The organism is Pseudomonas sp. KB_15, from assembly GCF_052114525.1.
Classification (GTDB): domain Bacteria; phylum Pseudomonadota; class Gammaproteobacteria; order Pseudomonadales; family Pseudomonadaceae; genus Aquipseudomonas.
Window position 1 is genome coordinate 1 of the sequence record NZ_JBFREX010000203.1, and the last position, 458, is coordinate 458.

2 protein-coding genes are annotated in these 458 nt (G+C 68.8%); both read right to left on the minus strand.

The window, feature by feature from the left end; genetic code table 11:
* Positions 1-166 (minus strand): siderophore-interacting protein (locus AB4Z35_RS30465; RefSeq protein WP_442101225.1); only part of this gene is annotated, 166 nt, incomplete at its 3' end.
* A gap of 20 nt (positions 167-186) precedes the next feature.
* Positions 187-458, minus strand: a 272-nt coding sequence (locus AB4Z35_RS30470; protein ID WP_442101224.1) for a hypothetical protein, incomplete at its 5' end; no start/stop codon positions are given.

The window sequence follows — 458 nt, forward strand, 5'->3', positions numbered from 1 at the left end:
TGATATGGTCGTCGAAGGAGCTGGAGGTGAAATCGGCCAGATCGTCGCCACCGAGCGTCACGCGCAGCAGTTGCGGGGACAGCAGTTGGGTGCGCAGCACCTGGAGCAGGCGCATCTTGAGCGGATGGCGCACGCGCTGGACCGTCAGGTCACGGGAAATCGTCATGGAATACCTTGTATTAGGGTTCAGGGCTGGCCGGCTTCGATCTCGTCGGCGGCGCGGGCCAGGATGGCGGCGATGCGGCGCTGTTCGTCGGCGGAGGCCTCGCTGCGCTGGGTCAGCGCGCGCTTGATGCGCAGGCGCGCCTCGACGAACTCGGGCAGCCAGCCGCCCTGCTCCGGCTCGCGCTGGGGCTCGCCGCTCATGGCGCGGCGCATGAAGTCCATCTTGCGCGCCACGTGGCGCAGCCGGGCGACCATGTGCTCGAGCCGCTCGCGGTTCTCGGCCAGATAGGCGC